Source organism: Paraburkholderia agricolaris (assembly GCF_009455635.1).
GTDB classification, from domain to species: domain Bacteria; phylum Pseudomonadota; class Gammaproteobacteria; order Burkholderiales; family Burkholderiaceae; genus Paraburkholderia; species Paraburkholderia agricolaris.
In genome coordinates this window covers 1,175,370-1,201,988 of the sequence record NZ_QPER01000002.1, presented here as the reverse complement: position 1 = coordinate 1,201,988, position 26,619 = coordinate 1,175,370, and the positions used below count along the sequence as shown (strand labels likewise).

At 63.0% G+C, this 26,619-nt stretch carries 23 protein-coding genes; 2 read left to right on the top strand and 21 right to left on the bottom strand.

Annotated elements, in window-relative coordinates:
• Positions 1-7 precede the first annotated feature (7 nt).
• The 10 genes from otnI to GH665_RS26755 form a co-directional block, all read right to left on the bottom strand.
• The gene (gene otnI / locus GH665_RS26800; protein WP_153140277.1) at positions 8-796 is read right to left on the bottom strand and encodes a 2-oxo-tetronate isomerase; all 789 of its coding nucleotides are present in this window, start codon (positions 794-796) and stop codon (positions 8-10) included.
• Positions 797-877: 81 nt separating this feature from the next.
• Positions 878-1,540, bottom strand: coding sequence for a 3-oxo-tetronate 4-phosphate decarboxylase (otnC, locus tag GH665_RS26795; RefSeq protein WP_153140276.1), 663 nt, complete (start codon positions 1,538-1,540; stop codon positions 878-880).
• On the bottom strand, positions 1,537-2,847 hold the full coding sequence (otnK, locus tag GH665_RS26790) for a 3-oxo-tetronate kinase (RefSeq protein WP_153140275.1): 1,311 nt from the start codon (positions 2,845-2,847) through the stop codon (positions 1,537-1,539). Before otnK ends, otnC begins: the two co-directional genes overlap by 4 nt.
• A 14-nt stretch (positions 2,848-2,861) precedes the next feature.
• On the bottom strand, positions 2,862-3,752 hold the full coding sequence (gene ltnD, locus GH665_RS26785; RefSeq protein ID WP_153140274.1) for an L-threonate dehydrogenase: 891 nt from the start codon (positions 3,750-3,752) through the stop codon (positions 2,862-2,864).
• A 68-nt stretch (positions 3,753-3,820) separates the two neighbouring features.
• Positions 3,821-4,525, bottom strand: a complete 705-nt coding sequence (locus tag GH665_RS26780) for a FadR/GntR family transcriptional regulator (protein ID WP_153140273.1) — start codon at positions 4,523-4,525, stop codon at positions 3,821-3,823.
• Positions 4,526-4,612: 87 nt separating this feature from the next.
• Positions 4,613-5,959: a 2-hydroxycarboxylate transporter family protein gene (locus GH665_RS26775; protein ID WP_153140272.1), complete on the bottom strand. Its 1,347-nt coding sequence runs from the start codon at positions 5,957-5,959 to the stop codon at positions 4,613-4,615.
• A 40-nt stretch (positions 5,960-5,999) separates the two neighbouring features.
• Positions 6,000-7,364 (bottom strand): short-chain fatty acid transporter, encoded by a 1,365-nt coding sequence (locus GH665_RS26770; RefSeq protein WP_153140271.1) that lies wholly within the window; start codon positions 7,362-7,364, stop codon positions 6,000-6,002.
• A 66-nt stretch (positions 7,365-7,430) separates the two neighbouring features.
• Positions 7,431-8,222 carry an amidohydrolase family protein gene (locus GH665_RS26765; RefSeq protein ID WP_246216376.1) on the bottom strand — a complete coding sequence of 264 codons (792 nt, stop codon included), beginning with the start codon at positions 8,220-8,222 and terminating at the stop codon, positions 7,431-7,433.
• Between the two features lie 67 nt (positions 8,223-8,289).
• Positions 8,290-9,495 carry a CaiB/BaiF CoA transferase family protein gene (locus GH665_RS26760; protein WP_153140269.1) on the bottom strand — a complete coding sequence of 402 codons (1,206 nt, stop codon included), beginning with the start codon at positions 9,493-9,495 and terminating at the stop codon, positions 8,290-8,292.
• Between the two features lie 44 nt (positions 9,496-9,539).
• On the bottom strand, positions 9,540-10,448 hold the full coding sequence (locus GH665_RS26755; RefSeq protein WP_153140268.1) for an HpcH/HpaI aldolase/citrate lyase family protein: 909 nt from the start codon (positions 10,446-10,448) through the stop codon (positions 9,540-9,542).
• A gap of 104 nt (positions 10,449-10,552) precedes the next feature.
• Between GH665_RS26755 and GH665_RS26750 the strand changes: the two genes are divergently transcribed.
• Positions 10,553-11,449, top strand: a complete 897-nt coding sequence (locus GH665_RS26750; RefSeq protein ID WP_153140267.1) for a LysR family transcriptional regulator — start codon at positions 10,553-10,555, stop codon at positions 11,447-11,449.
• Positions 11,450-11,456: 7 nt separating this feature from the next.
• Here the strand turns inward: GH665_RS26750 and GH665_RS26745 are convergent, their stop codons facing one another.
• The 10 genes from GH665_RS26745 to GH665_RS26700 form a co-directional block, all read right to left on the bottom strand.
• The gene (locus GH665_RS26745) at positions 11,457-12,524 is read right to left on the bottom strand and encodes a LacI family DNA-binding transcriptional regulator (RefSeq protein WP_153140266.1); all 1,068 of its coding nucleotides are present in this window, start codon (positions 12,522-12,524) and stop codon (positions 11,457-11,459) included.
• Positions 12,525-12,634: 110 nt separating this feature from the next.
• Positions 12,635-13,960, bottom strand: coding sequence for an MFS transporter (locus GH665_RS26740; RefSeq protein ID WP_153140265.1), 1,326 nt, complete (start codon positions 13,958-13,960; stop codon positions 12,635-12,637).
• Positions 13,961-14,029: 69 nt separating this feature from the next.
• The gene (locus GH665_RS26735; RefSeq protein ID WP_153140264.1) at positions 14,030-14,764 is read right to left on the bottom strand and encodes a ribonuclease activity regulator RraA; all 735 of its coding nucleotides are present in this window, start codon (positions 14,762-14,764) and stop codon (positions 14,030-14,032) included.
• Positions 14,765-14,781: 17 nt separating this feature from the next.
• Positions 14,782-16,581, bottom strand: coding sequence for an L-arabinonate dehydratase (gene araD, locus GH665_RS26730; protein WP_153142315.1), 1,800 nt, complete (start codon positions 16,579-16,581; stop codon positions 14,782-14,784).
• 230 nt (positions 16,582-16,811) lie between these two features.
• On the bottom strand, positions 16,812-17,603 hold the full coding sequence (locus GH665_RS26725; RefSeq protein ID WP_246216517.1) for an IclR family transcriptional regulator: 792 nt from the start codon (positions 17,601-17,603) through the stop codon (positions 16,812-16,814).
• A 129-nt stretch (positions 17,604-17,732) separates the two neighbouring features.
• Entirely contained in the window at positions 17,733-19,274 is a 1,542-nt protein-coding gene (locus GH665_RS26720; RefSeq protein WP_153140263.1) for an AMP-binding protein, read from the bottom strand.
• A gap of 26 nt (positions 19,275-19,300) precedes the next feature.
• Positions 19,301-21,082 (bottom strand): ABC transporter permease subunit, encoded by a 1,782-nt coding sequence (locus GH665_RS26715; protein WP_153140262.1) that lies wholly within the window; start codon positions 21,080-21,082, stop codon positions 19,301-19,303.
• 17 nt (positions 21,083-21,099) lie between these two features.
• Positions 21,100-22,170, bottom strand: a complete 1,071-nt coding sequence (locus GH665_RS26710) for an ABC transporter ATP-binding protein (protein WP_153140261.1) — start codon at positions 22,168-22,170, stop codon at positions 21,100-21,102.
• 11 nt (positions 22,171-22,181) lie between these two features.
• Positions 22,182-23,243, bottom strand: coding sequence for an ABC transporter substrate-binding protein (locus tag GH665_RS26705; RefSeq protein WP_153140260.1), 1,062 nt, complete (start codon positions 23,241-23,243; stop codon positions 22,182-22,184).
• Between the two features lie 46 nt (positions 23,244-23,289).
• Positions 23,290-24,051 (bottom strand): enoyl-CoA hydratase/isomerase family protein, encoded by a 762-nt coding sequence (locus GH665_RS26700; RefSeq protein ID WP_153140259.1) that lies wholly within the window; start codon positions 24,049-24,051, stop codon positions 23,290-23,292.
• A gap of 309 nt (positions 24,052-24,360) precedes the next feature.
• Between GH665_RS26700 and GH665_RS26695 the strand changes: the two genes are divergently transcribed.
• Positions 24,361-25,185 carry an IclR family transcriptional regulator gene (locus GH665_RS26695; RefSeq protein ID WP_028198265.1) on the top strand — a complete coding sequence of 275 codons (825 nt, stop codon included), beginning with the start codon at positions 24,361-24,363 and terminating at the stop codon, positions 25,183-25,185.
• Positions 25,186-25,227: 42 nt separating this feature from the next.
• On the opposite strand, the gene GH665_RS26690 is transcribed toward GH665_RS26695, so the two are convergent.
• The gene (locus GH665_RS26690; RefSeq protein ID WP_153140258.1) at positions 25,228-26,529 is read right to left on the bottom strand and encodes an MFS transporter; all 1,302 of its coding nucleotides are present in this window, start codon (positions 26,527-26,529) and stop codon (positions 25,228-25,230) included.
• Between the last annotated feature and the right edge of the window lie 90 nt (positions 26,530-26,619).

Sequence of the window (26,619 nt, the reverse complement as noted above, 5' to 3'; positions counted from 1 at the left end):
GTTCTTATTAGCGCGCGACGTTCAGATATGGCGCGAGCCAGCCGAGTCCCGCCGATGTGCCGGCCCGCGGCCGGTATTCGCAACCGATGTAACCGTCATAGCCCAGCGTGTCGATCAGATCGAACAGATACGGATAATTCAGTTCGCCAATATCGGGCTCGTGACGTTCCGGCACGCCCGCAATCTGAATATGGCCAATGCCGGCCATGTCGTGTTTGAGCTTCACGGCAAGGTCGCCTTCGACGATCTGGCAGTGGTAACAGTCGAACTGCACCTTGAGATTCGGCGCGCCCACTTCAGCGCAAATTGCTTGCGCGTCATCCTGACGGTTCAGAAAGAAGCCGGGTATATCGCGCGTATTGATCGGCTCGATCACGACGGTAATGCCGTCCTGCTGCGCGGCCTTGGCAGCATAGGCGAGATTCTTCAGATACACCTCGCGATGCCGCGCGCGCGGTTGATCCGCGCCGATCAAACCGGCCATCACGTGCAGCTTGCGATTGCCGAGCACACGCGTGTAATCGAGCGCGGTTTCGATGCTGCGGCGAAATTCGTCTTCGCGGCCCGGCAGCGATGCAATACCGCGTTCGCCTGCCGCCCAATCGCCGGGTGGCGCATTGAAGAGCGCCTGAGTCAGACCGTTCGCTTCGAGCCGCGCCTTGATGTCGTCGGCACGAAAATCATAGGGAAACAGAAACTCCACGGCCTTGAAGCCGTCTTTCGCCGCAGCGGCGAAACGGTCGAGAAACGCGTGCTCGTTGTACATCATGGTCAGGTTGGCGGCGAAGCGAGGCATGGCGGAAACTCCCTGGTAACGGTTTGGATCGGTGCGGAAGCATTCAATGAACGTGAGCGCCGGGATTGCCTGGATTGGCATCTACCAGCGCGCGCCGAACACCTTCCGAAGTTCTTCGAGCGCCGCATCGTCGAGCGGCGCGGGGCGTGGGTTGGTCATCAGCCAGAGACGCGCGGTCTCTTCGAGTTCTTCAAGCGCATACGACGCATGCGCGACCGAACGCTCCCACACCACCGGACCGAGCCGCTCGAGCAGGACCGCGCGAACCGTGCCCGCGAGTGCGGCGATCTGCTCGGCCACTTGCGGGTCGCCGGGTCGTTTGTAACGAATCAGAGGGACGTGGCCCACTTTCATCACGTAGTACGGGGTGATCGGCGGTAGAACATCGTTGTCGTGCCAGACGCCGGCGAGCGTCAATGCAAGCAGATGCGTCGAATGCGTATGGACGATGCCACGCGTTTCGTCGTTGCGTGCATAGATGCCCCGATGCAGAGCAAGCGTTTTCGACGGTTTGCCGCCAGATACCGCGTTACCGTCAAAATCGACCTTGGCGATATCGGCCGGATCGAGCCGGCCGAGGCAGGCATCCGTCGGCGTGATCAGCCAGCCGTCGTCAAGACGCGCGCTGATGTTCCCCGCGCTGCCCACCGTATAGCCGCGTTGATAGAGACTCGCACCGGTCACGCAGATTTCTTCGCGCACGCGTGCTTCGTTCGTCGTATGAAGTGCGGGCGTGCCGGTCATGGCGTGGCTCCATCGAGGTGGCGCAGCGCCTTTTCGAAAAAGTCGATCGTGCCGAAGTTGCCCGATTTCAAGGCGAGCGCGAGCGGCTCGGCATCCGTCGTTGCGGTGACCGGCACACCCGGATCGATCTGCGCGCCGATCCGCAACGTGCGCACGTCGAGTGCCTGCACCACGGCACCCGAGGTTTCGCCGCCCGCCACCACGAACTTGCGCACGCCGCGCTCGCGCAAGCCACGCGCGATCGATGCCAGCGTGGATTCGACCAGGTGTCCCGCTTCGTTGACACCGAGTTCGCGCTGCACCGCTTTGACTTCGTCAGGCGTGGCGGTTGCGTAGATCAGCACGGGTTCGTCCTGATCCAGGTACGGCTGTGCAAAGGCCAGCGCCTGCTCGACCACCGCTTCGCCGCGCGCCGCCGCAAGCGGGTCGATGCGGAACGCGGGCCGTCTCTCGCGCCAGGCCGCCACTTGCGCATTGGTCGCTTTCGAGGCGCTGCCGGCCAGCACCGCCGACAATCCTTCAATGCGCGGCAATTGCGCGGCATCGCTGCGCTCGGCGAGCAGACCGGCGCGACGAAAGTTGCCGGGCAAACCTAGCGCAATACCGGAGCCTCCCGTGATCAGCGTAAGGGCGGCACATGCCTCGCCGAGTACGTGAAGATCAGCATCCGATACCGCATCGGCAATCGCCATGCGCACGCCGTCGCCGCGTAATGCACCGAAGGATTCGCGTACGGCCGACACGCCTTTGGCCACGGTGTCGTAGCGCACGAGGCCGACTTTCGAGCCGGTTTGCCTTTGCAGCACGCGCACGAGATTCGCATCGCGCATCGGCGTGAGCGGATGGTTCTCCATACCCGACTCGTTCAGCAACGTATCGCCGACAAACAGATAGCCGCGATAGATCGTGCGGCCATTCTCGGGAAATGCCGGGCAGGCAATCGTGAAAGCCGTTGCATCAGATTCAACGGACACGGCATCGAGCAACGCATCCGTGACCGGACCGATATTGCCTGCGTCGGTCGAATCGAACGTCGAACAGTATTTGAAAAAGAACTGGCGGCACCCTTGCGCGCGCAACCAGTCAAGCGCGGCGAGCGATTGTGCGACGGCATCGGCGGCGGGAATCGTGCGCGATTTCAGCGCGACGACCAACGCGTCGGCTTCAACGACATCGCTCGACGCGGGCACGCCGATGGTCTGCACCGTGCGCATGCCGCCGCGCACCAGCATGTTGGCGAGATCGGTGGCGCCGGTGAAATCGTCGGCAATGCAGCCGAGCAGCGCGCGTCTGGACGAAGTGGTCATGGCAGACTCCGCGCTTACTTCGCCGCCGGCAAGTCGATGCCGGGGAAAATCTTGATTACCGCGGAATCGTCCTCGCCACCGTGCCCCGCGCTCGACGCCATCATGAACATCTGGTGCGCCGCCGCCGACAAGGGTAATGGAAATTTCGAGCCGCGCGCGGTATCGAGCACCAGGCCGAGATCCTTCACGAAGATATCGACCGCCGAGAGCGGCGTGTAATCGCCGCTGAGAATATGGGGCACGCGGTTCTCGAACATCCACGAATTGCCCGCGCTATGCGTGATGACCTCGTACAGCGCATCGGGATCGACCCCTTCGCGCAAACCGAGCGCCATCGCCTCCGCGGCCACGGCGATATGCACACCCGCCAGCAACTGATTGATGATCTTCACTTTCGAACCCGCACCGTGCGCCGAACCCAGCCGATAGACCTTGGCGGCCATTGCGGCCAGCACGTCCTCACACGCGGCATAGGCCGTATCGGGCCCGGACGTCATCATCGTCATTTCGCCGGATGCGGCACGTGCGGCGCCACCGGACACCGGCGCGTCGAGCATCTGCAAACCGGCTGCTTCGATATGCTTGCCGAGTTCGCTCGCGAAGTCCGGCGCGACAGTTGCGCTCGCGATCACCACGCTGCCGGGTTTCATCGTGGCAACCGCACCTTGTGCGCCGAACAGCACCGCTTCGGTTTGGACCGCGTTCACGACCAGGGTGACGACCACCTCGCATTGCGCGCCAAGCTCGGCAGGCGACGCACAGCCGACACCGCCAGCCGCAACGAACGCTTGCAGAATTTCGTTGCGCAGATCGCACGCGTGGACCCGAAAGCCCGCGCGCAGCAGCGAGCGCGCGACGCCCATGCCCATCGCTCCGAGACCGATAACACCGACATTTCTGGACATGCGTGACCTCTAACCTGGTTAGCCCTATGCACCCCGATGGAGCCCAATCCGAGGCGCCTCAGTTCAGTTCAGCAGATACCCGCTTCCGCGAGCCGCCGTGCGGCATTGTTCATATGGGTGCTCGCCGCATTACGCGCCGCCGCAGGATCGCCCGCCCGGATCGCCGCGACGATGGCCGCATGCTCTTCACGCACCTGACGTGAGAAGTCGTCGCGCAGCGCCTCGTTGCGCCGCGTCACCACGGTGCCGGCTTCGAGGTACTGATTCAGGAAGATGAGCGTCTTGAGGAAATACGGATTGCCGGTGGCGACGGCGATAGCGCGGTGGAATGCGACATCTTCGGCGACACCGTTCTCGCCTTCGGCCACCGCTTCGTCGATCTTCGCGAGGGCGGAATCGATCGACATCATGTCCGCGTCGCTGCGGCGCAAGGCGGCTTCCGACGCAACTTCCGCCTCGATCGCCCGCCGCAGCGCGAGGATTTGCAGCACCGAGCCTGCTTCAACCGCTTCCGCATAGTCGATGCGCAGCGGCCGGATCGCGCCGTGCGCGGCGATGAACACACCACTGCCCTGGCGTGGCTCGACCACGCCTTCGTTCTTCAGCCGCGAAATCGCCTCACGGATCACCGTGCGGCTTACGCCGAACTGCTGCGCCAGCACCGCCTCCGTCGGCAGCTTGCCGCCACGCGCGAAAGTGCCTTTGTCGATCTGCTTGAGCAACTGCTGCGCGACGGTATCGCTCAGTGCGCGAACAGGAATCTTCTCGAACATGGATGTCCCGCTGGATCATGTTGTCGGGTCATCATACAAATTTACGAACTTGGCGGCATCCATGCAAACCCTGGGTTCGACTACGCCCTAGCGCAGATACGCGAACACGCCCAACGCGGTCATGACGGTAATCGCGCCACCGATACGCGTGGCAATCTGTGCAAACGGCATCAGTTCCATCCGGTTGGCGGCGGTCAGAATCGCGACATCGCCCGTTCCGCCCAGGCCGCTATGCGTTGCATTGACGATGGCCGCCTCGACCGGATACATCCCGACCAACCGGCCCACGAAAAACCCTGTCACCGTCAACGCCAGCACAGTGGAAACGGCGGTCACGATATTGACCCAATGAAAAGCCGTGACGATCTCGCCCCATGGTGTCATCGCGACGCTGATGGCAAACATCAGCGGATAGGTCACCGCCGTCGAAAAGAATCCATACATGAAGCGCGCACCGTTCCCCACGCGCGGCGACACCAGTTGAAACAACTGCGCCGCGACCACCAGCACGAGCATGACGACCGGCGCAGGCCAGTCGAACAACTGATGGCTCAACACACCAAGCAGATAGAACGCGATCGCCGTCGCACCTGCCGCCGCCACCGAACTCACATCGAATTCGAATCCAAGCGGCGCCCCGATGACCTCGCCATCGCCCGTCCCGTCCTTCGTCAGTTGGCCGTTGCCGGTCCACTTCGGCCGACGTGTGCCGAGATAGCTCAACAGACCCGCACAGCAGATCGCCGCAATATTGCCGAGCATGACTGCGGACAGGACCTGCGCAAACAGCGGGCCCTGCTCGACCCCCATGATCTGCGCATAGCCCGCCGACAGCGGAAGCGCGCCTTCGCCGACGCCGCCGGCCATGATCGGCACGACGACAAAAAAGAGCGCATGTTTGACGTCCATGCCAAGCGCCGCGCCGACGCCTGTCCCCACCAGCGCGGCCACCACCGAGCCACTGGCGAGCGGAATGAAGATGCGCACAAAGCCCTTGATCAGCGTACGGCGATCCATGCTGAGCACACTGCCCACGATGATTGCCGCGATGAAGAGATACAGGAAGTTGGATTGCTTCGTGAACTCGGTGACCGCCTTCACGACCGGTGCCGGCATCAGCTTGTAGTACACCAGCATCGAAGGAATGAACGCTGCAAAAATCGACGTGGCGCCAATATGGCGAATCCACGGAATACGCCTCGCCAGTTCAGCGCAAGTGAAACCGCCAACGGCAACCAGCGCAATGCCGGTAGGCAGATCGGAGGCCAGCTTGCCTCTCGCCGTCATCGCGGCCAGCACCGCAAGAAGCACGAAATACACCGGCACGGGGAGCGATCCGATGCGCGTGTCGAATAGCGCCCACCAGCGTTCTCTAAGTGTTCGCGCTTCTGAGCGCGTCCCGCCTGCTGCCTCGTGCGTCGTTACCGATTCCATTTGCCTGTCTCCGTTCATATCGTCTTATCCCGCCTGCCCCTCACGCCAGCAGCAGCAACGCAGCGCCGTAGATCACCGTCCCGACGAGGAACGTCATGACGGTAAAACCGAGCACGCGCTGCACGCCGACACCCGCCATTGCGACGACCGGCGCAGCCCAGAACGGCTGCATCATGTTCGAGACCTGCTCGCCCATGGCAACGGCCATCGTCGTGGCCGGCACGGACGCATGCAGTGCCACCGCGGCGGGCACGACAAATGGGCCCTGCACCGCCCAATGGCCGCCGCCGCTCGGAATGAAGAACGTCACGATCAGCGAGCAGATGTAACTCCAGAACGGCAACGTGTGCGCATTCGAAATAGCGATGAAGAAGTGTGAGATGACGTCCGGCAGTCCGGTGGCGTCCATCATCCCCATGATGCCGCCGTATAGCGGATACTGAAGCATCATCGAGCCGGTCTGCTTCGCTGCATTCTTCACTGCATCCGCGTAGGCCAACGGATATCCGTGCAGAATGACGCCGGCGATGAACATCACGAAGATCACTGCATTCACGCCTGAAAACGCAGTGTGCTGCACTTGCGCGAGCACGAGGAAAGCAATGCCGGCCGCGCCGATAAATGCGCTGCCCAGCCATGAGTGTTCGATCCAGCGCGCGAAACTCAGCGTGCCCTGCGGTTTTTCGCGCAGCGGCGCGTCCGGGTTCTTCTCCCTGTCGAGCGCCACGGCATCCTCGTCACGCGGCTTGAGCCAGGCCAGAACGAACGGCATGACGATCAGCATTGCGACAGTCGGAACCAGATTGAAGCGCGTGAAAACTGTCGCGCTGAACGGCAGGACTTGCCCGGTCAACTTCTGCACGACGTTCATCGCGCTACCGGGCGTCGCCTGCGCGAGTGCGATCGAACTCGAGATACCGCTTGCCCACACTACCCAGCCGGAAAAACCCGCCGCAACGATCCATGCGAAATCGACGCGCATGCGTTTAGCGACTTCACGGGCCAGCAAGGCACTCACGACGAGGCCAAGCCCCCAATTGCAGAACGACGCCACGGCGACCAGAACGAAGGTGAGCGTCGCCGCCTGAACCGGTGTACGCGCAATCGAAACCAGCGCCTTGAAGATGCGCTGCACCGGCGGCGCATGAGCGAACGCGTGACCGGTCACGAGCACCAGCGTAATCTGAAAAGCAAACGTGAGGATGTCGAAGAAGCCCTTGTACCAGCCGCCGACCAGACGCCCCAGGCTTGCATGCGGAGCGAAGAGCGCGGACAGCACCGCGACAATCGCGGTAATGAGTATGGCGAGTACGAATGGGTCTGGAATCGTGCGTTCGAAGAGGCTGATCGTCGCCTCGGTGAAGCGCGTCTTGCGCGCGGGTGCTGTTGCGGCGGCGGGTTTCATGGTTTGTCTCCAGATGTTCTCTGCGCCCGACGCGTTCTGTGCGCGTTCAGGTCGGCGGTTTCGTGTTCAGGTCGGGAAGCCGTAGAGTGTCGCGGCGTTATCGACAAGAATGCGGTGGCGGGTTGCCTCGTCATCGGCCCATGTGCCAAGCAGATCGAACAGCATGACGTCGTCCGGTTTGTCCGACTCGGTCGTGTGCGGCCAGTCACTGCCCCAGACCACCCTGTCCGGCAACGCTTCGATCCATGCACGCGCGCTCGCCGTGCTGTCGCCGTAGCCGCCGTTCAGACCGACAACAGAGTCGAGATAGGCGCCCGAGAGCTTGACCCAGACGTGACCGGCCTCGGCAAGACGCCGCACAACGGCGAACGCCGGGTGAGACGTGCCCTCCGGCAACGGCAAGCGCGCCAGATGATCGAATACGATCGTTGCGGGAAGCCGTTTGAGCATCGCCTGATGCTCGACGATCTGTGCAGCCGTCCAATGCAGTTGAACGTGCCAGCCAAGTTCTGCCACGCGGCGGGCTAGCGGCTCGACCATCTCGAAGCCGACAACGGCGTTGGCCGGCGCATAAAGCGTGAAGCGAATGCCGCGGATGCCGCCTTCGTGCAGCAAGGCCAGTTGCTCGTCGCTTACGTCGGGCCGCAGCACCGCTACACCGCGTGCGCAGTTCGGTCCGAGTTGAGCGATGGCGTCGAGTGTCACGCTGTTATCGGTGCCGTACGTGCGCGGCGTCACGACGACTGTCCGTTGCGTACCGATACGTGCCTGCACCTTGCGGTAATCGGCTACGCATGCGCCTTCCACGAAACCCGCAGCCGGTTCTCCCGAGAGGAAGCGGCGGTCGTAGACATGCATGTGGGAATCGCATGCGTCTCGTGGCGCTGCGAACCGAGGTTGCCGGACGTCCATGGCAGGCCCTCCTTCACAACACCGCGCGCGTGGCGCGCAGCGATGCGATCTGCGTGTCGGTCAGCCCGATGTCACTGAGCACCGCATCGGAATGCTGGCCGAACGCCGGCGCGGCAACCGGCTCGGGCCCCGGTGTCGCGCCGAAACGGATCGGATGCTTGAAGCCACGGTAGCGCCCGACGCCCGGATACTCGAAACTGCTCACCATGTCCTCGGCCACAACCTGCGGATTGTCGAACATGTCCTCGACGCTGCGCGCGGCCGCGCACGGCACGGCGTCGCCGAACAGCACTTCCCATTCGAGCGCCGTGCGCGCCTGCAACGCGGCGTGAAGCTTCGGCACGATCTCATCGCAATGAAGCGCGCGTTTGCGCACCGTGTCATAGCGCTCGTCCTGCGCAAGCGCTTCGAGGCCCGTCTTCTCACAGAGCGATTGCCAGAAATGCGGTGTATTCGCTGAGATATAAAGGTAACCCTCGCGAGTCGGATGAATGCCGGTGATACCGCCCGAGCGCATGTCACGGCCTACGTCCCTGGGTTCACTGTCGGCCCAGATCATGCGAGCCGATTGCATGGTGAGCGCACTGCGCAGCAGCGACACCCCGACGTACTGTCCCGCACCACTACGCTCACGCTCGAAAAGCGCGGACGACACGCCCGCCGCCACCAGCGCGGCCGCGTAGTAATCGACCACCGAGCCGTATAGAATCTCCGGCGGCCCACCGCGCTTGCCCTGCAAGGTGCACATACCGGTCATGGTTTGCAGCACCTGGTCGTAGCCGGCCTTCTCCCTGTTCGGTCCGGTTTCGCCGTAACCCGTCACCGCGCAGTAGATCAGACGCGGATTGATCTCACGCAGTTGTTCGTAGGCGATCCCGAGGCGCGCCGGCACATTCGGGCGGAAGTTGTGGACCAACACGTCGGCCGATTCGACCAGGCGCTTGAACACGGCGAGCGCGTCGGCCTGCTTCAGATCGAGAACAAGACCGCGCTTGCCGCGATTGACGCCGAGGAACGCACGACTTTCGGCTTCGAGCGTCGACGGATATTTGCGCAGGTTGTCGCCCGTGGGTGGCTCGATCTTGATCACTTCGGCGCCCTGATCGGCCAGTAGCGTGCAACCGTAAGGGCCTGCGATGTAAGCGCTCAGATCGAGTACGCGCACGCCCGCGAGCGGGCCGCGTGCTTCGACGGGCGATGGATTCGACGATCGTTGCATGGGTGACTCCGTGTATCTCCAGGGTTTCTCTACTCGCGCGCAAATCAGCGTGCAGCGTCCGCGCCCGCCAGCGTGGCGCGTTGCTGGCTCGTGAGCAACCCAAGGCGTTCGGCATTGCCGACCAGCACGCGGGCGCGCTCCACGAACGGCGGATCGATCATCCTGCCGTCGACCACGTACGCACCGAGCCCCTTGCTGTCCGCCTCGCGTGCCGCGTCTACAACGTGCACGGCGTGCTCGATCTCTTCGTCCGAGGGACGAAAAACCTCGTTGGCGATGGCAATCTGGCTCGGATGAATGCAGGTCTTGCCGAGAAAACCCAGCGCCCTTGCAAGCTGCGCCTCGGCGCGAAAACCGGCTTCGTCGCGGAGGTTGGCAAACGCCGAGTCGTACGCGAATACGCCGGCTTCGCCCGCGGCGACGCGCAGGCCGAACATCGCCTGCTGAATCGCGGCGGGCTCCCGGCGAGCCACGCCCAGCGGCTCGAACAGGTCGCCGAGACCCAATTGCAAACCGGCTACACGGGGATGCGCGCCGGCCAGTTCAGCGGCCAGGCGGAACGCTTTCGGCGACTCGATATTGAGTAGCAGCCGGACCGGTGTGGCAACGCCGTTGGCGCGCTCCGCCTGCTCGATCAGAGCAACGGCAGTGTGCACGTCAGCCACGCTTTCGGGTTTGGGAAGATTGATGAAATGCAGACCGGGTTGAACGACCGCTTCGATGTCGGCGCGGCAGTACGGTGTGTCGAGCGCGTTGACGCGCACGATCAGGACTTTGCTGTGGCCGGCGGCGGCGCCGGCGCACAGCAGATCGCGAAGCGCTGCACGCGCCTGCGGCTTGCGCTCGGCTGAGACCGCATCTTCCAGATCGAATGAGAGCGCGTCAGCCGCGCTCGCGAGCGCCTTGGCGAAGAGTTCCGGGCGCGACGCCGGCACGAATAATTTGCTTCTCATGTCTCCAGTCCTTCTTTTCTGCATGACCGGCAAGGAGTCTAAGTCTGCTCAGGATTTAGATAAACTATCCACCCCTATCTTTAAACGGTAGTAAATCTATCTTTATGGAAACCGATTTTCTTGCCAATCTGCTGCTCGTTGTGGATAGCGGTTCGATGGCCGAAGCGGCCCGCCGCGTGGGCGTGACGCCTGCCGCGGTGGCACAGCAGATTCAGTCGCTCGAGCGTGAGTTAGGCGTGCCGCTGCTGGTGCGCGCGGGGCGCACGGTCATTCCGACGGAAGCCGGGCATCGTGTGATCGAACGGGCGCGCGGCCTCGTTCGTGAATTGTCCGAGTTGAAAGCGTTCGCGCTCGAAGGCGAGGCCAGCGGGGAATTACGTATCGGCACGATCACCACGGCCCTACTCAGCCTGCTGCCCGATGCGCTCGCGAGTTTCGCCACGGCTTTTCCGCAAGCGAAGGTGCTGATTCGCGCGGGCACGTCGATGGAGTTGTACGACACGCTGCAACGCGGCGATCTCGACGTGGCGGTCTGCCTGCATCCCGCATTCGCGCTACCGAAGGCTTACGACTGGCATCTGCTGAGAGAAGAGCCGATCGTGGTCCTCGCGCCTGCGCGGCTCGCAAAAGACGACCCTCACGAACTGCTGCGCCGCGAGCCGTTCATTCGCTATGACCGCTCGCTCGGCGGCGGCAAGCAGGCGGACGACTACCTCCGCGGGGCGAAGATCGTGCCGCATGAACTGTTCGAACTGAATTCGCTGATGGCCATCGCGATGATGGTCGACCGTGGACTCGGCGTCTCACTCGCGCCCGACATCGTGTCGCCATTAACCGCCGGATTGGGCATCGCCAGGATAGCGTTGCCGGCGAAAACCGAACCGCGGCGCTTCGGGGTTCTTTGGCACCGGGCGTCGCCGAGAGGACGATTGATCGCGGGCTTCCTGCGCTGCGCGGATGAAAGCGTTGGAGCGGGTCAGGCAGGCGTGCAGATCAGGTAATGCCGCGTCAGGCCGTTTCGCGCTCGACGATCTGAAAACCGACGTCGGTCACCCTGGTGTTGCTCTCGCCGCCCAGACGATCGAGCAGGCAACGCGCGGCGGTGAGTCCGATGCGGGTACCGTCCACGCGCACGGTGGTGAGTTGCGGCGTGGTTTCGGCGGTGAATTCGAGGTCGCCGAAACCGCAGATCGAAAGTTGCGACGGCACGCTCAAGCCGAGCTGTTTGCTCGCGCCAAGCACACCGAGCGCCAGCAGATCGGAACCACAAAATACCGCGTCGAGTTGCGGCGCCTGTTCGAGCAGCGTCGGCAATGCGGCTTTGCCGAGCGCCACCGAACTCGGCGGCGACACCAGCACCTCGGCGACGTTGCGAATGCCCGCCTCTGCAAGCCGGTCGCGAAAGCCGTCGCGGCGTGCGCGTGCGCGCTCGTCGTTCGCCGACACGAGGCCGGGTGTCCGCACATTGCGTTGTAGAAAATGCCCGGCCACGGCGGCGCCGATCTGATAGTGCGAAAAGCCGACCAGCATGTCGATCGGCGTATCGGTCATATCCCAGGTTTCGACGATCGGCAGGCCCACATTGCGCAAGCGTTCACGCAAAGAATCCGTATGGGCAACCCCGGTCAGCAACACACCTTCCGGACGCCGGCTCAGCACCGCGTCGAGCAAGGCCTCTTCGCTCGAATCGCTATAGCCGCTCAAGGCCAGCAACACCTGATAACCGGCGCGCGACATGGTCTCGCTGAACACCTGGATCGTGGTGGAAAACAGCGAGTGGGAAATGGTCGGCACAATTGCCGCGATCAGCCGCGAACGCGCCGACGACAGACCACCCGCAAGGCGATTGGGTACATAGCCGAGCTTCTGCACGACCTGCCGCACGCGTTCAAGCGTTTCGGGCGCGACCGTCTCGGGGCTATTGAAAACGCGCGACACCGTGATCGGCGCGACGCCCGCCTGGGCGGCGACATCCGTGATGCGCAGACCCTTGGCGCCGCCACGCAAGCGTTTCGCTGGCGCCGCCGCCTCCGTCATATCGGGGCTGACAACGGCGGGAGGCTTGTGATTCGGCATGGCTCGGTGGCTAGGTGATGGTTCGCGCGTATTGTAGACCGCGATAGAGCGTCCGCAGCGAAACGCTCCAACGTGCCGGGCGTGCCGGACCGGAAGGACCCAAAGCAGGTCTACTCGGTCACGGGCAAATGGCTTTGCGCGATGGAGCCGCCTCGATTACGACGCAGGATAAACAGCGTGACGACGGCAAACACCAGCAGACAGGTCGCCGGAATCAGCATCGGCGTCTTCACGCTGCCCGTGGTTTGACGCACCCACGGCACCAGATTCTGCGCAATGAAGCCACCGATATTGCCGAGCGAATTGATCGCCGCGATGCCCGCCGCGGCACGCGCGCCGAACAGAAACTTTGGCGGCAGCGTCCAGAAACACGGGATCAGCAGATACATGCATGGCGCGCCGAAGCAGAGCGCGGCAAACCGCAGGGTATTGGTCGGCAGAAACACGGCGCTCAGGAAACACGCGACGCCAAGCAACGCGGACACAAGCATCGCGACGATGGCGCGATTGCCGCCGCGCAGCTTCGATGGCAGCCACGCCAGCACGACAGTCGCCATCAGCCAGGGAATGATGTTCAGCAAGCCGTTGGTCGTATTGCTGACGCCGAAGCCTTTCACCAGCGTCGGCAGCCAGTAGCTCACGCCATAGACGGAAATCGACAGCATCATGTAGTAGAGCGCCATGCCGATCACTCGCGGCTCGGTCAACACGCTCAGCAACGAGGCATGACCGGCGTAGCGTGCCTTCATCTGCGCGCGTTCCCCGTCGAGCGTGTCGGTGAGCCATTGTTTTTCGTCGGCGCAGAGAAACGCCGCCTGTTTCGGCGAAGCCGGCAGCAGGCGCAGCACGACGAAGGTCAGCAGAATCGACGGCAAACCGGTCACGATGAACACAAGCTGCCAGCCGTGCAGTCCCGCGAGGCCGCCCTTGTCGAGCAGCCAGCCGCAAATCGGCGCACCCACCATATTGCCCAGGCTGCTGCCGACGGTGAAATAGCCGAGCATGCGCACGCGATGCCGCGACGGAAACCATAAAGTCAGGTAGTAAATCACGCCCGGATACAGACCCGCTTCAGACGCGCCGAGTAGAAAACGCAGCACGTAAAACATCGTTGCGTTCTGCGTAAACGCGAGAAGTATCGTGACGATGCCCCACGTGAACATGATGCGCGCCATCCAGCGAGGCGCGCCGTACTTGTGCAGCAGCACATTGCTCGGCACTTCGAACAACAGATAGCCGATGAAAAACAGCGACGCGCCTAGCCCGTACGCGACTTCGGACAGTCCGAGACTGCCGAGCATCTGCAGCTTGGCAAAGCTGATATTGGAACGGTCGATATAGGCTACGAGATAGAGCACGCCGAGCAGCGGCATCAAACGGAGTGCCAGGCGATTGATCAGACGCGATTCGTCGACCGCCGGTGTCGTGATATTCACTATGTCTCCTGCGCTCGCGCCGTTCGCGCGAGCAATGGCTATTTGACGGCTCGCAACAGCGTCAGCGCGTTATTGTTTTTGTGCGCACCATTGCGCGTAAGCAGCCAGTGTTTCCTCGTTCGGCGGATACGTGCCGCGCAGCGGCCGGCCCTCTTCGATGCGCTGTGTGATGAACGCTTCAAGTTGCTCCTGCTCGGTGGCGTCACGGGCGATTTCAGTTGCCATTTCGCGCGGCACGATGACCACGCCGTCCACATCGGCCACCACGATATCGCCGGGATACACCGGCACGCCGCCGCAAGCGATCGGCACATTCATATCGACCGCATGGTGCCTCGCCAGATTCAGCGGCGCACTCGCGCCGGCACACCAGATCGGCAAGCCCAGTTCCGCGATCGTGCCACTGTCGCGCACCGGGCCATCCGACACCATGCCGGCCACGCCACGCCTCGCCAGACGCAGCGCGAGAATCGACCCCACCGACGCGACCGCGCGCTCGCCACGGCAGTCCTGCACCAGCACGCTGCCAGGCGGCGCCGTTTCAACGGCTTTGCGCTGCGGATGATCCGGGTCCTGAAACACGCCAACGTGGTCGATATCCTCGCGGGCCGGGATGTTGCGCAGCGTGAACGCCGGGCCGACCACATTGGGCGCGCCGGGCGCCGGTTTGACGAGTGGCGCGACGCCTTGCAGGAATACGTTGCGCAAGCCGCGCTTGAAAAGTTGCGTGGTCAGCGTTGCCGTGCTGACGTGCCGTAGCTGTTCGAGCGTGGCCTCGCTGATGGCGATGTCGGGTGTGGTCATGAAAAGTCTCGATCGAGTTAGTGGATTTCGGGTTCGGTGCGCGTCGCGGCCGGCGCGCCTGGCTCAACCGGCGCGGCGTGTGCCTGACTTTGCGGCGCGCCCAGGCTCACCGGTTCTTCAAGGAAGTCGAAGTCACAGCCCTTGTTGGCCTGCGTCACGTGCAGTTGATGCATCACGCCGAATCCGCGCTCGAACGGCCGCTTGGGCGGTTGCCATGCGGCCTTGCGCGCCGCGAGTTCCGCATCGCTCACTTCCACGTGCAAACGCCGGGCCGGCACGTCCAGCTCGATCATGTCGCCGTCCCTGACCAGCGCGAGCGGACCGCCCACGAACGACTCGGGCGCTACGTGCAGCACGCACGCGCCATAACTGGTGCCGCTCATGCGCGCATCGGAAATGCGCACCATGTCGCGCACGCCCTCTTTCAACAGCTTTTGCGGAATCGGCAACTGGCCCCACTCGGGCATGCCGGGCGCACCCACAGGACCCGCGTGCTGCAGCACGACCACCGAATCGGCGGTAACGACGAGGTCTTCCGAGTCGATGCGCGCCGCCATGTCGGCGTAGTCTTTGAACACCACCGCAGGACCACGATGTTTCTGCAGATGCGCTTCCATCGCCGCCGGTTTGATCACCGCGCCGTCCGGCGCCAGATTGCCGGTCAGCACCGCGAGGCCGTCGCTGGCGACGAGCGGATTGCTACGCTTGCGAATCACGTCGTCGTTGAATATTTCCGCGCCCGCAATGTTCTCGCCGAGCGTCGTGCCATCGACCGTCATCTGCGTGCCGTCGATCAGGTCGCCCAACTCGACCAGCAACGCACGCAGGCCGCCGGCGTAGAAAAAGTCTTCCATCAGATACTGGCCTGCGGGACGCAGATTGCCGAGCACCGGCGTGATGCGCGCCAGTTCGTCAAACCGCGCCGTCGTCAGATCGATGCCCGCGCGACGCGCCACAGCAACGAGATGGACGATTGCGTTCGTCGAGCCGGACATGGCCAGCACGGTGGTCACCGCGTTGTCGAACGACTTCGCAGTCAGGATGTCGGACGGTTTCTGATCGGTCCACACCATCTCGACGATGCGCTGTCCTGTCAGCGAGGCGAACTGCGCATGCCGCGAATCGACCGCGGGAATCGACGAGAAGCCGGCCAGCGTCAGGCCGAGCGCTTCGGTGGCGCTGGTCATCGTCGAGGCGGTGCCCATCGTCATGCAATGGCCCGGCGAGCGCGCAATGCCGCTTTCGATCCCTTTCCACTCTTCTTCAGTGATCTTGCCGGCGCGCAATTCGGCCCAGTATTTCCACGTGTCCGAACCGCTACCCAGCGTGCGGCCGTTCCAGTTGCCTCGCAGCATCGGCCCCGCCGGCAGATAAATGGACGGCAGATTCATGCTGATCGCGCCCATCAACAAACCGGGCGTGGTCTTGTCGCAACCGCCCATCAGCACGCAACCGTCGAACGGATAAGACTTCAGCAACTCCTCGGTTTCCATCGCGAGGAAGTTGCGATACAGCATCGTGGTCGGTTTCTGGAATGGCTCGGCGAGCGTCATTACCGGCATTTCGACCGGAAAACCGCCGGCCTGCCAGATGCCGCGCTTCACTTCCTCGACGCGCTGCTTGAAGTGCGTGTGGCATGAGTTGATCTCGCTCCACGTGTTGACGACGGCAATCACCGGCTTGCCCATGTAATCCGACGGGTGATAACCCATCTGCGCGGTGCGTGAACGGTGGCCGAACGAACGCAGGTCGTTCACGCCGTACCAGCGGTAGCTGCGAAGCTGCTCAGGGGTTTTGCGGGTCGATGACACGGACATCTCCATGGTAGCGATACCATTGCGCTTCATGCTTGGAATCCGGCGAAGCTTCTTGGTGGTATGCATGGTAACGCTACCATCCGGGAAGCGTCGCTAAGGGATTCCACTGATGCGAGCGCGAGTGGGCGCGACGCTCATCGCGCACCGGTCCACCGCGGGCGAAGTCCGAACGTATCAATACTCAGTTGGAGATCCGCGGCAGCGCGCCCGCCGCGGAAAAAGGCAAAGACTTAGTCGGCCCTTCGCCGCGATGAAATTGCCGAAGCCGTCGAGATCACGAGATCGGCAAAGCGGCGCTCATCGCGATCGGCCTGCCATCGCGGCCGCGCCACGGCGATATTGACCGCCCCCACCCCACGCCCTTTTGCATTGGTAATAGCCGCGGCGGTCGAGATGTCGCTGACAAAGTACTCGTCTTCCGTATGCGCGTAGCCTTGCTTGCGAATCTGGGCGATGCGTTCCTTGATCTTGCGCGGCTGGTAAATCGTGGCGGCCGTGTATGCGACGAGATTCGTACGAGCGAGAATATCGTCGACTTCGCCGTCGTCGAAGGTTGCGAGAATAGCCAGTCCCGGCGCCGTGCAATAAGCGGGCAAACGTGAGCCGGTAATGACATGCGCATTGAAGACGTTGCGGCTGACAATCCGCAACACAAAGATAATATCGGTGTCGTCGAGGACCGTGAGGTTCGTGGCCTCCTCGGTCTCGGATCCGAGTTGCTGCAAATACGGCGTGGCGCGGCTGACCAGATCGTTCGAAGTCAGATAGTGGTACGTGAAATCGAGCAGCTTCGGCGACAACTCATACTTGCGGCTTTCGGGATCCTTGAACAGATAGCCGAGCGCCGCGAGCGTGAACGTAAAACGCTGCGTCGCACTCATGTCGAAGCCGGTCAGCGCCGCGATCTCCGAGAGCGATAGCTGCCGCTTGCTGCCGTCGAAAGCCGTGAGCACGGTCATCGCTTTCTCGACCGACTGAACGTACAGCGACGAGGCTGTCGGATCAGCCGGCGCTTCTCGCACGGCAGTGGAGTCGCTCTTTTTCTTACGCGGGGTTGGCGGCGGTACAGTGGTCAAGATGAAAACCTGTTGTTCTAACAGGCTCCAATTATCGCATGAAGATATTAATCTATCTATACGCAATAACTTACCTCACACGGCTACGCTAGCCGACCGGTCCCAGGCATCGCTGACATCGCGTGTGAGCAGGTGCTTTTTAATCCGCTCGCTGGGTGTCAATTCGAAGTGCGTCACCGCCCGATAGTAACGCGGCAACTGGAAGCTCGCGAGACGCTCCGCCGCCCACGCGTGCATTGATTCCCAGTCGACGGCGACGTCGTTGAACTGCACGTTGAGCAGGATTTCCTGCTCCCCGACCGCCGAGGCAACGCCGATCGCAGCACTCGCCCGGACGGCCGGATGTTGCGCGAATACGCGTTCGATCTCCCATGCCGATACATTCTCGCCGCGCACCCGCATGCTATCCGTGCGCCTGCCGACGAAGAACAGATCGCCGTCGGCATCACGCCGCGCACTGTCGCCGGTGTGCAGCTTGCCGTTACGCAGCGCGGCGCGGGTCGCGTCTTCGTTCTTCAGGTAGGTCGGCAAGAATGTGCCTTCCACGCGGCTCGAAAGTACGATCTCGCCCGCCTCGCCGTCCGCGACCGGTTCGCCGTTCTCGTCAAGCAACTCCACGTCGATCCATGGCAGCGCCTTGCCGACCGAGCCGGGCTTGCCGCTTGCATTCAGCGTCGCGAAACTCGAACACTCCGTCATGCCATAGCACTCGCGCAGCCGAACCTGGAGCCGCGATTCGATGCCCTTCCACGCCGAAGCGCTGACGCCCGCGCCCCATGCCACGCGAATCGTATGCGCCTCCGGCTGGGCGTCGTCGGGAAGCTGCATCAGGATGTCGAGCACGCCACCGAGATAGTGCAGTTGCGTCGCCCGTGAGCGGGCAATCTGCGCCCAGAACTGCGTCGCGGAGAAGCGCGGCACGACATGCAACTCGACGGCATCGAGAAAGGGCAGCATGAGCATCTGTGCGCCGCCGATATGGCACAACGGCTCCCACAGAAACAGTTTGTCGCCCGGACGGACATCCGCGACCTGCATCGCCGCTTCGCTCGCAATACGCATCATCCGGTGGGTAAAGACCACGCCCTTCGGCGCGCCCGTCGTACCGGAGGTATAGATCACGCACAAAGGGTCGCCCGGATCGATGCAAGGGGTGGCGAGCGTCGCGCGAGTATCGCCGGGGTCGAAAGCAGGCAGTTCGATTCTGCGCGCGTTGCCGTACTCGATACCGTGGAGCACCTCGTCGAATGCGGACTCCGAGATGAACAATTTCGGCTCGGCGTGCCCGATCAGATACTCGAGCCCTGCGCGGCGCAGCTTGGTATTGACGGGCACCCACACCAGGCCGCTCAGAATCAGCGAATAGATGAGGTGAATATGCTCGGCGCTGTTGCCGAGCATCACCGCGACGCGATCACCCGCAACCAGTTGCTGGTCCGCGAACCAGCGCTGCAATTGAGCGATGCGTTGCGCGGTTTCGGCGCGCGTGACGGCGTGTTCGTCGAAATGGAGAACGGCAGCCGATAGCTTGTCGCGCAAACCGGCGGCGATCAGCGGCGCGCAGTCCAGCGCATCTTGCGGGTGACGTTGCGGGAAGTATTGGGAATAGCTGTGCATGGTCAAATAGAGTGGAAACCGTATCGTTAGCGCGTTGCGTGCCGCAGCCGGGAGGAAATGAAAACGACCAGCGCGATCAGGACGATGAGCGTCGTCGATACCGCTGCGAGCGTCGGCGTGATGGCAAGCTGGATGTCGTCCCACATCTGTTTGGGCAGCGTGGTGTTGATCCCGCCGCTAACGAAGATCGCAATCGTCAGGTCGTCGAATGAAACGATGAAGGCGAACAGGAAGGCGGCCGTCACGCTCGCCATCAACAACGGCAGCACGATCGTCGCAATGCGTCGCGCGGGCGATGCGCCCATTACCCTGGCGGCGTCGTCGAGACGCCAGTCGAACTGGCGAAAACCGGCCGCGAGCGTGACCACGACGTAAGGAATCGCCAGCACGGTATGCCCGATCACCAGGCCGAGATTGGTCCCCGTCAGCCCGAGGTTGGCGAACAGATACAGCAGGCCGACCGCAACCACGATACGCGGCACGATCAGCGGCGCGACGAGCAACGCGAAGAGTGGCTTGCTCGCGCGCTGCGACATACGGGTCAGCGCCAGCGTCGCGCCGAAACCCAGGGCAAGCGAGAGGACCGCGGTGCCGAGGCCCACCTCGAATGAACGAAGGAGTGCGCTCTGCCAGACCGGCGACTGCAGGAATGTGCCGAACCATCTGAAGCTGAACAGCTTCGGCGGAAACGCAATGAAGTCGCTGCGCGTGAAGGCATACGGGATGACGGAGAGGACCGGCGCCACCAGTACCATCAGCACCGCGACGGTATAGACACGCAGTGGGCCCACCCTCGCCCCGGAACTCAGCGAACGCATGGCGCGCCGTTTGACGAGCGGCGCCGTCAAACGGCCGAGCGTCATCAGCACCGCCAGCTTCACGCCTTGTGCGCGGGAACCGCGGCGCTTGTCCTGCACCTCGCCCGTCAGCGAGGAGAGTCCGACCAGTCTGTCGTACACGAGGAAGATGGCAATCGAACACAGCAGCAGCACCGTGGACAACGCACCGGCAAACCGCATATCGAACAGTTCGAGCACCGAAGAAATCACCAGCTGCGCGATCATCGTTTCCCGTGGCGAGCCAAGCAGCGCGGGAACGATAAAGAAACCGAGGCTCGAAATGAACACGAGCAATCCCGCTGCAGCGACACCTGGCGAAGAAAGCGGCAGAACCACGGTGAAGAAGCTCATGCTGCGCTCCGCGCCCAGCGTCTCGGCAGCTTGGGCGAGACGATCGTCAATGCCACGCATGACGGGCAGCATCGTCATCACCGCGAGCGGCAGCATGGCGTGAACCATCCCGACCAGCACGCCGGTCAGCGACGGAATGGTGCCGCTGGTTTCCTTGACGAGCCCCAGCGCGAGCGCGATGGTGGACAGCACACCCGTCTTCGACAGCAGCAGCATCCACGCATAGGTTTTGACCAGGTAACTGGTCCAGAACGGCAGCATGATCCAGAGCAGCCATCGCTCACGCGCGCGTGGCGACAGGCGGCTTAGCAGATACGCCACCGGATAGCCGAGCAGAACGGAAATAGCCGCGGTGAGAAATGAGATGGAAAACGTGATCCACAGCACCTTCGCGTAGACCGGCGTGCGGGCAATCCGCTCGAACTGTCCGAGGCCGAAGGTGCCGTCCGCGTTGAAGAGGCCGCCTTGCAGTATCTCGCCGACCGGCACGATGAAAAAGCACAGCAGGAACAGCAGCGTCGGGACGATCGGCAGGAAGCGGACCGCCTGCGCAAGCCATCTGAAACGGCGCGATCGCGCGGCCTCGTGTGAAGGCTGCGCCTCAAGGGCAATAGTCATAATCCTTCCTTCGTTCGTCACGCGCGCAGCAGCGTGGTGCGATGGGGGTCCCACACCAGACCGACCGTGTCGCCAATGCACGGCGACAGACTGCGCTCGCATCGCACGCTCAGGTGGCTGCCGTCGGACAGGGTCAGTTGTACGCGAGTGTCGCTGCCGAAAAACACAATGTCGGAAATCGTGCCGTCGAGGAAACCGCGCTTCGGTTCGACAAGGCGCGGCGCCTCGGGACGCAGCAGCAGACAGTGCTTTGCACCGGGCGAACCCGCTACGGCAGCGCCGCCTTGCGGCAGCGGCACGCGGCCGCCGGCCGTCAGCAGAATCGGTTCGCCACTGGGGCCCCGTTCGTGATCGACCGCACCTTCAAGCAGATTCGAATGCCCGATGAAACCCGCCGCGAAGCGTGTGGCCGGCCGGTCGTACAGATCGACAGGCGTGCCCACCTGTTCGACGCGGGCCTGATTCATCAGGCAGATGCGATCGGAGAGCGTCAGTGCTTCGTCCTGGTCGTGTGTCACGTAGACGAAGGTCGCGCCGAGCTCCTTGTGCAAGCGGCGAATCTCGGACTGCATGTGCTCGCGCAATTTCTTGTCGAGCGCACCGAGCGGTTCGTCGAGCAGAATCACCGAAGGCCGGTACGCGAAACAGCGCGCCAGCGCGATGCGCTGCTGCTGGCCGCCCGACAGCTCTTTCGGGTAGCGCTTCGCGTAATCGCTCATGCGTACCATGGTCAGCGCGTCGTCCACCGCGCGCCTGAGCTCCTCACGTGACTTGCGGCGCATCCGCAAACCGTACGCCACGTTGTCCCACACGCTCATATGAGGAAACAGCGCATAGCTCTGAAACACCATGCCCATGCCCCGCTTACCGGGTTCCACGTGCGTCACGTCGCGGCCGTCGATCTCGATGCGCCCCGCCGTCGGCGCGACGAGCCCGGAGATCATCTGCAACAGCGTGGTCTTGCCGGACCCGGAAGGACCCAGCAAGGTGAGAAATTCTCCGGCCTGTACGGTCAAATCGGTCGGTTGCAACGCAACGGTGTCACCGTAGTCTTTCGCAATCCCGATCGTTTCAAGTTTCGCACTCATCGCGCCGCTCCTCAGGAAATGATCCAGGTGTTGAAGCGCTCGGTCACCTTCTGGCGGTTGTCGGCCCACCACTGCGGACTCGGCAGGCGCATGTCGCGCAGATTGTCCGGCGCGGTCGGCAGAATCGCGGCGCGCGCGGCCGGGATCGAGTCGAATGCCTTGCGGTTGGTCGGGCCGTAGGCAAGCGTGGCGGTAAGCACGGACTGACGCTGCGCATCGCCACAGAAGCGCACGAACTGCCGGGCGAAGTCCGCCCGTGGCGTGCCTTTCGGAATGCCCCACCCTTCGATCGAATAGAGCCCCTGGTTCCATACGATCGTGACCGGCGCACCGCCATCGCGCGCGGCCTGGGCACGGCCGTTCCACGTCGAGATCATGTCGACATCGCCACTCTGGATCGCCTGCATGGCCTGAGCGCCGGAGGTCCACCAGATGTTCACGTGCGGCTTGATCCGGTCGAGACTGCGGAATGCCCGGTCGACGTCAAGCGGATAAAGCTTGTCGAGCGATACCCCGTCGGCCAGCAGCGCCTGCTCGAGTGTGTCCAGCGGACTGCGGCGCAGACAGCGCCGGCCCGGAAAGCGTTTGACGTCCCAGAAGTCCGCCCACGATTTCGGACCGTTCTGCCCGAACTTGTCTTGCCGGTACGCGAGCACGGTGGCATAGACGTCGACGCCGAGCCAGTTCGGCGTCACCGCTTCGGCCATCACGTCGGGAAAATCGCTACCCTTCAGGCCGATCGGCTCAAGAAAACCCTTTGATTCCAGGTACGGAATGTCCGCGGAAAGCGTGAGCGTGGTGACGTCCCACACGTAGTTTCTGGTCTGCACCATCGCGGCAAGTTGCGCAACCGGTTGGGATTCGCGCGCCACGCTCACCACCTTGATCCCGGTGGCTTTTTCGAACGGGTCGTAAAACGCCTGGCGATACGCGGTGGTGTACGGACCACCAGGATCGGAAACGACGATCTGTTTGGACTGCGCTCCGGCCAGGACCGGCATGGCGCCGGCGAGTGCAACACCACCGACGCCTTGCAGAAAGAGGCGCCGGGTCAGGTTGAAGTCTTGCGTCATGCTCAGGTCTCCCGCACAGGATGAAAAGAAACGGCCGCGGTTTGTTTTACTTCGCGCGTTCGCGGAAGAACGCTTCCATCATTCGCGCCGGCTCCCCGGAGTCGTAGGCTTCGCGCTGGATACGTGCGCCCGCCTCGATGGCGTCGCGAAAGCTCGGCTCCGTCATCTCGCGGAAACGCTGCTTGTCCAGACGCATCGCGACGGGTGGTTTGGCGGCCAGTTCAGTGGCGATTTCGAGAGCCTTGGCGAACACCTGATCCGCTGGAACGATGTGATGAATCAAGCCGATGCGGTGGCATTCCTCGGCGTCCATCAGGCGGCCGGTCAGCGTCAATTCGATGGTGCGGGACATCCCGAGCATCTCGCTCATGATCCACGGGCCGGTCGTGCTGGCGATCCCCGCGTTGATTTCCGGCTGCCCCATGCGCACCCCCGGATGGCCGACGCGGATATCGCCGAGCAAGGCGACCTGAAACGCGGAGCCGGCCGCCGTGCCGTTCAAGGCCATGACGAGCGGTTTCCTCAACCCGCGCAAGACCGTGTAGTAGCGCTCCCACTCCTTGATCCACGCGACCGCGCGTTCGCCGTCGAAGTCATGTGCCTCCGACAGATCCTGCCCGGCGGAAAACGCGCGGTCGCCCGCTCCCGTCATGACGATCGCGGCAACGCTGTCATCCGCGTCGAAACGCCCGAGGGCCTCGATGATCATCTCGCGCATCGCGGTCGTCCACGCATTCAGGCGCGCAGGGCGATTCAACGTGATGACGGCAACGCGCCCATGGTGTGAAACAAGGATGTCTTCGTTCATTTGTTATCTCATAGAGATAGTTGATGGTGTATTGCAATATACTTTTGCCAAAATACACATGCAAGGTGAAATTTTCTGGGGTTTACGCGAAGGGGATACGTCGCGGATCGGCGTACGGAGGCGAAATAGAAGAGAGGTAGGGGGAAAGAAACTGCCGGGTTGCCGCGACCTATACTGTCGGCGAGCCAGGCCAGTTTTTTGTTTGGCGAATCAGAAGGCTTAAGTTATCGTCACGCCTTTGCACCGCCTCGCGTCGGCCGAGCCACGCGAGGCCCGTGCGCCCTTCTTCGAACGCATCTTTCAAGGTCCATGAGCAAAGCCCTGCCGCCGTCTTCCGCCGTTCCTGACAACGCCGAACCGGCCTCGGACAAACCGGGCGACTCGTATGTGCAGTCGTTCGCGCGAGGCCTCTCGGTGATCCGCGCATTCAACGCCAGCCGCCCCGAACAGACGCTCACCGACGTCGCCGCGGCCACCGGCCTGACACGTGCCGGCGCACGCCGCATCCTGCTGACGTTGCAAACGCTCGGCTACGTAGAGGCCGAAGGCCGCCTGTTCCGGCTTACGCCGAAAATTCTCGACCTCGGTTTCGCGTATCTGACCTCGATGCCGTTCTGGAATCTTGCCGAACCGGTAATGGAAAACCTCTCGGCGCAGGTTCACGAGAGCTGCTCGGCGGCGGTGCTCGATCGCACGGAGATCGTCTACGTGCTGCGCGTGCCGACTCACAAGATCATGACCATCAACCTGTCGATCGGCAGCCGTTTGCCGGCGTATTGCACGTCGATGGGCCGCGTGCTGCTGTCCGCGCTCGACGACGAAACACTCGACGCGACCCTGAGTTCGGCGCCGCTCTACGCGCACACGCCGCGCACGGTGACCGACAAGGAAGAGTTGAAAAAGCTGATCGCGCAGGTGCGCCGCCAGGGTTGGGCGATCGTCGATCAGGAACTGGAGGGCGGTCTGATTTCGTTGTCCGCGCCGATTCGCAACCGCCAGGGGCGCGTGATCGCGGCGATGAATATCAGCGGCAATGCTCAGCGCAATTCGGCCAAGCAGATGGTGAAGGCGTTTCTGGAGCCGTTGCAGGAGGCCGCGCAGACCGTCTCGGAGATGGTGGCGCGGCGCGGCTGAATGGCAGGCAAAGCAGGCAGGCCCCACTGAGGGGCCGCGCGATCAATCAATCGGTTTATCCGCTGTCTCTTTCAGCATCGACACCGCAATCAACGACACGATCACACACCCGGCCACATAAGCGGCCGGCGCCAGCTTGCTGCCGGTCAGCTTGATCAGCCACGTCGCGACCAATTGCGCGGTACCGCCGAATACGCACACGCTCAGCGCATACGCGATCGAAATGCCGGTGGCGCGCACACGCCGCGGGAACGACTCGCACATCAGCGCGAATTCCGACGCCGATCCCATCGAATAGAACAGCAGCATCAGCGCGGTCGTCGACATGATGACGGGCAACTGCGGGAAGCGGTTGATCAGCATGAAGGACGGAAACAGCAGCAACACCAGCACACCGCGCCCGAACAGAATTGGCCGTTTACGGCTGCCGATACGATCGGACAGCATGCCGAACAACGGACACGTGATGAGCATGACGAGACCCGACGCCACACCGACCAGCATCGACAGCGACATCGGCAGGCCGAGCGTGTGGATCGCATAGGTCGGCATGTAGAAGGTCAGAATGTAGGTCGAGACCGTGCCGCCCATGACCGTGAGCGTAATCAGCAATAACGGCCGCAGATGCTCCGTGAAGAGTTCGTGTAGCACACCGCGCTCGATGGCGTGGCCGTGCGCGCCGACCGGATCGTCCGCGAGACGGCGGCGCAGGTAGATGCCGACCGGCGCGATCAGCACGCCGATCAGAAACGGAATGCGCCAGCCCCAGCTTTCCAGCGATTCTTTCGGCAAAGCGCCCGACAGCGCCGCCGCGATGCCCGACCCCATCAGCGCCGCGCCGCCTTGCGTCGCCAGTTGCCAGCTGGCGCGAAAACCGCGCCGGGTCCCGCCGCCCTGCTCCAGCAAAGTCGAAGTTGCCGCGCCGAACTCGCCGCCCTGGGAGAAGCCTTGCACGAGACGCGCCAGCACGATCAGCAGCGGCGCGGCGAGACCGATCTGCGCATAGGTCGGCGCAATCGCGATCGCCCCGGTGCTGGCCGCCATCAGCATGATGGTCAGATTGAGCGCCGCCTTGCGGCCTTTACGGTCCGCATAGACGCCGAGCATCACGCTGCCGAGCGGCCGTGTGATGAAACCCGCCGCGAACGTCGCCACAGATAACAGCAGCGAAGTCGTGGGATCCGCCGACGGAAAAAACAGCTTACCGATGATCACGGCAAAAAAGCCGTACACGGTGAAGTCGAAAAACTCGAGCCAGTTGCCGATCACCGCTGCGGCGATCGCGCCGCGGCTGGTGCTTCGGGGGGTGTCCACAGCGCGGCTTCGATCCGTTGCAGCGTTCATCGCAGGTCTTCCTCGTTGTTATGCTTGTGTGTCCGGCGGTGCGAACTCCATGCCCGCTCATCGGTTTGCTGTGAGCGCCGGGGATGCTTC